Here is a 7637-nt window from a genome sequence, read left to right as displayed (position 1 = left end):
TTTGCCCCGCCAGCCTGCAGCCAATGACGGGGCTTTTCTTTTGCAGAATTTTCCTCTTCAGACGTATCGCTCACTCGTGGACATTCTTAAACTTGAACGGACTCTAAGGACTGGCTGATCCTACGTACTTGAATTGTCTCACGTCAGAGTCAGGGTACGCCGCATCGTGAGTGACTCGATAGACGCTAATGACCGGCTCTCGTAGGTCACCATTCTGATCAAACGCTATTGGCCCCTGTATCGTGTTCAAGTTCGTCTTTTGGATAGCCGCGATAACGTTGGCGCGACTGACGGGTTGGCCGCTCTTGACGACACGCGCAATTGCATCAACCACGACTAGCCCCGCACTGTATGTGGTCAAGTTGTAGTCGCTGGGTTGCTGGTGCCAACGTTCAAAAAATCGTCGCGCCCAAGCTTGGCCGGCCGAGGTGTCGAAAACATGTGGAGCGGCAGAGTTCGCGAACCAGCCCTCAGCGGCAGGGAAACCGGTCGCACTTAAGAAGTCCCCTCCATAGATGCCACCCCCGTCACCCCTTAGAACCTTGCTTGGCAGGATTTCGTACGCCTGCTTGGCCAGCTTAGCGCCAACCGACGTGATCCCGCCCAGGAAAAGCAGGTCCGGCCCGAGCCCTTTTATTTTCGTTAGGATTGTTGAGTAGTCTGTCTCGTTTGGGTTGAGTGAGTCGTGACCCAATACTTTCATCGTCTTCTTCGCAGCTGTTTCAAACGAGTCCGCGAGCGCCACTCCCCCTCCACCGCCGTCGTCCACGATATAGACACTCCTGACACCATGTTCATTATAAAGGTAGTTCACCATTGCTGGCTCAACAAACGCTTCATTTGCACAGGTCCGGAAGAAGACCACTCTCTCGCCATTCGTTCGGAACTGGGGAGCGAATTTTGGGCTGGTGAGATCAGGACTCGTCGTACTCCCCGCGACCATTGGGAGCTGCGCCTTAGCAAGAATGGGCAGCATGGCTTTTGCGGACCCGCTATCGACTGGTCCGACAATGGCTACAACTGAAGGATTTGAGGCGAACTTTCTTGCATTCGCTGCTGCTTGAGCGGGATCGTATCCGGCCGCCGTTACCGTGGCATCGCTGAGCTGGATCGGGACAAGCTTGTATCCCGGCACGAGGTGCGCTGAGTTCGCCTCCTCAATGGCGAGGCGCGCACCATCCATCTCCCCTATCGCTTCCTCGGCTTCCGCCCCGGTGAGTGGCGCATCCAACCCAATAGACAACGTCTTCAGACCCGTCTCTTGACCGATCGCGGTCCAGCCGAGGAGCGGCACAAGACCTATCCCGAGGCACAGGCTGAGCGTTATCTTTAGTAGGGAGCGCGCACTCCCCTTCCTATCGTCGCAGTGCCGTGAGGCCATCCCGTACCACGAGCCGCGGCGAATCGGTTTGAACATTTCGGCACCCTCCTCTCCGTCTACTCGCCTCCATGATTATCGGATTTCCCATCGCGAACTAGGCCGGCATATCCCAGACAACCGACGGTTTCACCTTAATTCGGAAGGAGGATAGGACCGTTTTGGCGCAATATTCAAGCTACTGGTCGCTGGCAAGGCGGCCTATATCGGCGCGAGCTTCGGTGCCTGAAATGGAATTGGGACGTGATCCCGTTATTTTTTCTTCACATGCCAGTGATGCTCGCAGGGGGGATTATCGACATCAGCGTCTAAAACATTGCCAACCGTGCGACCCTGAATAGCGATCTGGCGCCCACCGTCCTCCATAATGACCTCGCCGAATGACCCATCCGAATCAGGATCAAACGCTACCGTGTAGTCTTTTAGTGTGCTGTGGGAGAATGTCAGGGTATGGCCCTGGATATCGACGGATACATCTTCCTTCGCGGGACAAAGCGAAGCGTCGCCTTTTGTCAACGTTCTCGTTCCAGTGTAGTCGCCATCGAACGCATTCTCAGCGCCCAGGGCCGATCCTGCGACAAGGCAGAACATCCCGCAAATCCCCAAAACGATCAGATGATGTTCACTCTGCCAACGAGACACAAGCTTTCGCTTCTCAACCATGTCGGCGTTTCCTAGTTTCGCGCGCCGTTGCAGGGCAAGCATTGCCCCATTGGATGCGTTGTGCAACGGCAAATCGCCAAAGCCCGCCGGTGTATCAATTTCTGGCCATAACAAAGACCGCGCACGTTGCTAACCTTCATGGCAGGCTGCAGCGCGCGAAGCCCGAGGATGCCGGCTTGGCGCCACGGACGATCGACCACGTTCATCGACTCATGCATCGCGTGTTCGGCCATGCCGTTAAATGGCGTACGATCACGAATAATCCTGTCGCTTCGGCGGAGCATCCGTGCGTCCAGCGCACCGAGACCCAAATTCTCGCCCCTGACGAGATACGAACGGGCCTGGCGAAACTCCGCGGGCGCCGGATGCGCTGACCACCGATTGGGCGCGGACGGTTCGGGTTCTCAAACTGCCGAAAGTCACACTGCACGCTTTGGGACGTACGCATGTAAGTCAACTCGTCGCGTCTTGCCTCGACGTCGTGACCGTCAGCCGCCGGATCGGTCACGCAAGTCCGGTCATCACCCTGTCGACCTATGCTCACCCGTTCGGCGACACCGACGAGCCGGCCGCGGCCATCGTCGAGACTTCGCTGGCCGGCGTTCTAACCGAGTGAGCCAGTAAGAACACTTCCGATACTTTTGGGTGGCAATCGGGTGGCAATAGCCTAAATCGTAGTTGTCGCAGCAACGGTTCTACGGTTGCTACGCCAATCAAAACCGAGGAAAACCGCAGCATGGCGGAGCGAGAGGGATTCGAACCCTCGATACGGGTTTAAGCCCGTATGACGGTTTAGCAAACCGTTGGTTTCAGCCACTCACCCATCGCTCCAGGCCGCAAAACAGATCACGCGGGCCGGTCAGGGTCGACCGGACAGGCTACTTACCGGGGCGATGCCAATATGTCAATGAACACGGGCGGAACACTCCAAGCACCGCTTTCGGTATCGAGCGGAGTGGCGGGCCATCCGGCCGCGGCCCCAAGATAGGAACGCAATAAAATTCGTTGGTCTTTAACGTGCGGATTTGAGTTCCCATGAATTTGCCGGCAGCCGCGTTTGGGAACTTCTAATCCGAATACCGCACGAGATTCAACGTATTGCACGCGTGGCTTTGCCTCCGATATTCGCTCACGGTCCCGCACCCGCTTGGAGTGAATCTCGGTTTCGCCACACGAGTAAACGATTCACGTAATTTTAATTAAAATTGCTGCAGACTGGCACGGTGATCAGCAGGCCTTAGGTAGGGGGCATAAATGTCACTGTCGAAGTAGTGCGTTGAGTCGTTGCTCGATCTCGTCGACAACAAGCTCACATCGATCCAGGTATTCGACCGCGAGGACGCTCGCGAGGTCATGATCCTCGAGACTTGCAAGCGCGAACTTCAAGGTCTCCTCGTTCCCCGCCCGGCAAGTGGCGGCACGGTGGTGCCCTTCACGCGCCAAGGGGCAGGAACGCCGGCGGCTTCGCAGCAGGCGATCGGCTGAACAAGTAGGCACGGGGCTGACGAAGCAGGATCGGCCGGCGAGCGAATCGCGTCCGGCCGAGGATCGCGCAATCTTTCCGGATTCGCCGCACTAGCCCGGCACCGCCATCCCGCGCTTCACGGTCGGCCGTGAACCGATGGCGTCGAACCAGCGCCTGACGTTGGGAAATTCCGCAAGATCGACCATGTGCCACTCGTGGCGCGCGACCCAGGGATAAGTCGCGATGTCCGCGATCGTGTAGTCAGCCCCGGCAAGATAGGATGCCTCTCCCAGCCGTTTGTTCATGACGCTGTAAAGGCGCCTCGTCTCCTTCGAGTAACGCTCGATCCCGTAAGGCACCTTCTCGGCCGCGGAGCGAATGAAGTGATGGGCCTGGCCGAACATCGGGCCGACCCCACCCATCTGAAACATCAGCCACTGCAGTGTCGCGTATTTTCCCCGCGCGTCCTTGGGTAGGAACTTGCCCGTCTTCTCCGATAGATAGATCAGGATGGCGCCGGATTCGAAAAGCGTGATCGGCTTTCCGTCCGGGCCGTCGCTATCGACGACTGCGGGAATTTTACTGTTCGGGTTGATAGCAACGAAGGCTGGCGTGAACTGATCGTCCTTGGTGATGTCGATCTTGCGGACGTTGTACGCGAGGCCGCATTCCTCGAGCATGACCGAAACTTTGCGGCCGTTGGGCGTGCCCCATGTGTAGAGCTCGATCAAGTATTCCTCCTATGACGCTAAAATATCGTAAGCTGACTAAGCGAGCGCTTGTTCGAGATCCGCGATCAGGTCCTCCGCGTCCTCGATGCCAATCGAAAGGCGCAGAAGATCGCTCGGCACGGGCGTGCCCGGGCCCTCGACGCTTGCACGATGCTCGATGAGGCTCTCGACCCCGCCGAGCGAAGTGGCGCGCTTGAAGACTTTGACGCGCGCCGCCGCCGCGATGGCCCCCACCTCTCCTCCTTTGACCCGGATCGAGAGCATGCCGCCGAATCCGCCCGCCATCTGCTTCGCCGCGATGGCGTGACCCGCGTCGCTTTTGAGGCCCGGATAGTGGACGGCGAGGATTTTGCCATGGCCAGCAAAGTGCGCCGCGACCGCCATCGCGTTCGCCGAAGAGCGCTCGACCCGCAGATAGAGCGTGCGCAGTCCACGTATCAGCAGCCATGCCTCGAATGGGCCGATGATGGCGCCATTGTCATGGCGAAGGCGCACGATGCGCTGCCAAAATCCGTCGTTTCGGGCCGTGACGAGTGCTCCGCCCATGACGTCGCCATGGCCGTTCAGGTATTTCGTCGCCGCGTGCATCACGATGTCGGCGCCATGTTCGATCGGGCGCGTGAGCACCGGGGTTGCGACCGTGCTATCGATGGCAAGCAGGGCACCTGCCTCGTGCGCCGCCGCCGCCGAGGCCGCAATGTCGGTGACGATCCAAGTCGGGTTTGCCGGAGTTTCGATCCAGACGAGCTTTGTTTCGCCGCGTCGCAAGCGATTCTTGAGGTGCGCGAGATCGCCGGTCTCGACCAGCTCGACCTTGAGACCCCAATCGGTTGCGAATTCGAGCAGCCACTTGCGCAAACCCCAATACATGACCGTCGGCGCGATAACGTGGTCGCCGGGCTTGAGGGCTTGGAATACCGACGTCGCGGCCGCCATGCCGGAGGCGAAGAGCAAGCAACCTTGTCCGCCTTCGAGCGTGTTCAGGAGCGTTTCGGCCTGATCGCCGGTCGGATTGTCGTCGCGGCCGTAACTGAGCCCGGTGCGGTATTGGTTGTCGGCATCGCGGATGAAGGTGGTCGAGGTATGAATCGGCGGGACAATCCCGTGGGTCGTCGCGTCGACCCAACCGAGCGCCTGGGCGGCGAGCGTCGCGGGCTTTAAGTTCTGGTCCTGGGTCATGGGGATCGAGGGTCCGGGTCGTGATTTGAAGAGTCTAGGGTATCGCAGCGCATACTGGCATAATCACCGCGAACAATCGAGCGCACTTAGGCGTTCCACTCATCCGTACGGCATGGAGTTCGACATGGCTGCTTATGTAATCGCCGACGTGAACGTCAAGAATCCCGACGCCTATCAGGAGTATCGCAAGCAGGTCCTCGCCACGATCGAGAAGTATGGTGGGCGATTCCTGGTGCGCGGCGGAGAGCATGAGGTGCTCGAAGGTTCGTGGCGCCCCCATCGTCTCGTGATCCTCGAATTCCCCGATATGGCCGCCGCCAAGCGATGGCATCGCTCGCCGGAATATGCGCCGCTGATCAAGTTGCGCCAATCGGCATCCGACGGAACTCTCGTCGCCGTCGCGGGTGCGTGAACGCGGAGAGCGAGAGGGCTTCAGCCGCCGAATTCACGCCGCTTCGGCGATTTCCCCAAGGACGCGGGTGGCGGTCCGAAGAACGTTGCGGAGGTAGTGCTCGAGATGCTCAGGGCGCGAGGCGCGCGTGAGCTTTTCGGAATACCCGGCGATTTCGCGCTGCCATTTATCAAGGTGGTCGAGCAGTCGCCCATCCTGCCCTTCTACGCTTTGAGCCACGAGCCTGCGGTCGGCTTCGCCGCCGACGCGGCGGCGCGGTTCAACTGCGTATTGGGCGTCGCCGAGGTCGCCAACGCGATCGATGGCGTCGGGACGCGCGTGAGCACGCGCGCTATGTCGAAAAATTTCGCAAAAGCGCGAGCAAATGGCGAAGACCTAAGTGACTTCGCTATCGACCAACGCGTTTCGCATGGCGAGCTGTCGCGCGAAGCGAACGATCCGTTTGCCCGCTTCCCGAAGGCGCTCGTCCTTATTCGTGAGCGAAAGGCGCAGATGCCCGACGGCACTTGGCCCGAACCCGTCGCAAGGCAGGGCGGCGACCCCTTCCCGCTCGAGGAGTGCGTCGGCGAACGCCTCGGAACTAAGGCCGGTCCCCCGCACGTCCAGCAGCACGAACATTCCGCCTTCCGGCGGAACGACCCTGCATTGGGACGCCTCTGCGAGGATGCCCGAGAGCAGCGCCGCCCGGCGGCGATAATCCTCGCGCAAGGCGGCGACTTCGGGCAGCTGGCGGCCGAGGGCGACGAGTGCGCCGTCCTGCACGAAGGGCGGCCCACCATAGAGCATGCAAAGGAGGAGATTAAAAAGGTGCTTCGCGAGCGCAGCGGGCCCGACGATCCAGCCGAAGCGAAAACCGGGTATCGCGTGGGATTTGGAGAGGCTCGAGACCACAATCGTGCGCTCCGCCATTCCCGGGAGGCTCCACGGACTGATATGGGGGCGTGCGAAAGCGAGATCCTCATAGACTTCGTCGGACAGCAGCCACAGCTCGTGACGGCGGCAAAGTGCCGCGATCGATTCGATTTCTTGCCGGGTCAATACCGCGCCCGTCGGATTGTGCGGGCTGTTGATCCAGATGCCGCGCGTGGCAGGCGTGATTGCCCTTGCCATCGCATCGAGATCGGGATGGAAGGAGTGCTCCGGCCGAAGAGGCACTCTGACCAGGCGTGCACCACTCGCACCGCCCACCGCCTCGTAGGTCGCATACATGGGCTCGGTCGCGATGACTTCGTCGCCCGGCGCAGCGAGGCATTGCAGCGCGCAAAAGAGCCCTGCCTGCGTGCCAGGCACGATGACGACATTCTCGGCAGCACATGGCTGGCCGGTGCGTTCGGCAAAACGCTTAGCGATTGCGACGCGCACTTCTGGGTAGCCGGTGATGGGCGAATAGCCGGTGCGGCCACGGCGCAGCGCATCGACGGTCGCCTCGATCACGGCCTCGGGTGGGGCTTGATCGGGATCGCCGACGGTCATGAAGATGATGTCGCGCCCGGCAGCCTTCTGGCGCTCGGCGTCAAAATGGATGTGCCATGCCGCGGCCCCTTTGCCAGCGACCCTGTCGACGAGCGGCGAGAAACGCATTCCCAATGGCTCCTAATAAGCTTTTCGCAGGCCTTGTTTTACGGCTTGTAGCGCCAACGCGCCCACATTGGCGACACGTAAAGGCGTGGCCCACCTGCGGTCAAGGCCGCCAGATAGAACACATATCTATAAATTGGAAAGGTTTCGTAAACCGCAAGTCGAAATCGATATGCCTTCAGAAACCTGCCACGTCCAGGACGGGAGTCTCGGGGCGGCTTGCCAACCTCG

At 60.0% G+C, this 7637-nt stretch carries 8 protein-coding genes, 1 tRNA gene and 1 pseudogene; 4 read left to right on the top strand and 6 right to left on the bottom strand.

Annotated elements, in window-relative coordinates:
- Positions 1 to 103 precede the first annotated feature (103 nt).
- Both VEJ16_08315 and VEJ16_08310 read right to left on the bottom strand, forming a co-directional pair.
- Positions 104 to 1417: a branched-chain amino acid ABC transporter substrate-binding protein gene (locus tag VEJ16_08315; GenBank protein HYB09659.1), complete on the bottom strand. Its 1314-nt coding sequence runs from the start codon at positions 1415 to 1417 to the stop codon at positions 104 to 106.
- Positions 1418 to 1630: 213 nt separating this feature from the next.
- A complete protein-coding gene (locus VEJ16_08310) occupies positions 1631 to 2041 on the bottom strand; it encodes a hypothetical protein (GenBank protein ID HYB09658.1) in 411 nt (136 codons plus the stop codon).
- Positions 2042 to 2522: 481 nt separating this feature from the next.
- On the opposite strand from VEJ16_08310, the gene VEJ16_08305 reads away from it, so the two are divergent.
- Complete coding sequence (locus tag VEJ16_08305) at positions 2523 to 2657, top strand: hypothetical protein (GenBank protein HYB09657.1); 135 nt, start codon at positions 2523 to 2525, stop codon at positions 2655 to 2657.
- Positions 2658 to 2778: 121 nt separating this feature from the next.
- Here VEJ16_08305 and VEJ16_08300 read toward each other — a convergent pair.
- Positions 2779 to 2872 (bottom strand) — tRNA-Ser (locus VEJ16_08300).
- A 453-nt stretch (positions 2873 to 3325) separates the two neighbouring features.
- Between VEJ16_08300 and VEJ16_08295 the strand changes: the two genes are divergently transcribed.
- The gene (locus VEJ16_08295) at positions 3326 to 3526 is read left to right on the top strand and encodes a hypothetical protein (GenBank protein ID HYB09656.1); all 201 of its coding nucleotides are present in this window, start codon (positions 3326 to 3328) and stop codon (positions 3524 to 3526) included.
- 90 nt (positions 3527 to 3616) lie between these two features.
- Here VEJ16_08295 and VEJ16_08290 read toward each other — a convergent pair whose 3' ends face one another.
- Positions 3617 to 4237: a glutathione binding-like protein gene (locus VEJ16_08290; GenBank protein HYB09655.1), complete on the bottom strand. Its 621-nt coding sequence runs from the start codon at positions 4235 to 4237 to the stop codon at positions 3617 to 3619.
- A gap of 36 nt (positions 4238 to 4273) precedes the next feature.
- Entirely contained in the window at positions 4274 to 5416 is a 1143-nt protein-coding gene (locus tag VEJ16_08285; GenBank protein ID HYB09654.1) for a PLP-dependent aspartate aminotransferase family protein, read from the bottom strand.
- A gap of 124 nt (positions 5417 to 5540) precedes the next feature.
- On the opposite strand from VEJ16_08285, the gene VEJ16_08280 reads away from it, so the two are divergent.
- Both VEJ16_08280 and VEJ16_08275 read left to right on the top strand, forming a co-directional pair.
- Positions 5541 to 5828 (top strand): DUF1330 domain-containing protein, encoded by a 288-nt coding sequence (locus VEJ16_08280; GenBank protein HYB09653.1) that lies wholly within the window; start codon positions 5541 to 5543, stop codon positions 5826 to 5828.
- A 105-nt stretch (positions 5829 to 5933) separates the two neighbouring features.
- Positions 5934 to 6116, top strand: a pseudogene (locus VEJ16_08275) (thiamine pyrophosphate-binding protein).
- Between the two features lie 87 nt (positions 6117 to 6203).
- Here the strand turns inward: VEJ16_08275 and VEJ16_08270 are convergent.
- Positions 6204 to 7409, bottom strand: coding sequence for a pyridoxal phosphate-dependent aminotransferase (locus VEJ16_08270; GenBank protein HYB09652.1), 1206 nt, complete (start codon positions 7407 to 7409; stop codon positions 6204 to 6206).
- Positions 7410 to 7637 lie beyond the last annotated feature (228 nt).

The sequence above is a fragment of the Alphaproteobacteria bacterium genome (assembly GCA_035625915.1).
In the GTDB taxonomy this organism is placed as follows: Bacteria; Pseudomonadota; Alphaproteobacteria; order JACZXZ01; family JACZXZ01; genus DATDHA01.
The sequence above is the reverse complement of the archived record's forward strand: the minus strand, read 5'-3'. Positions and strand labels throughout refer to the sequence as shown.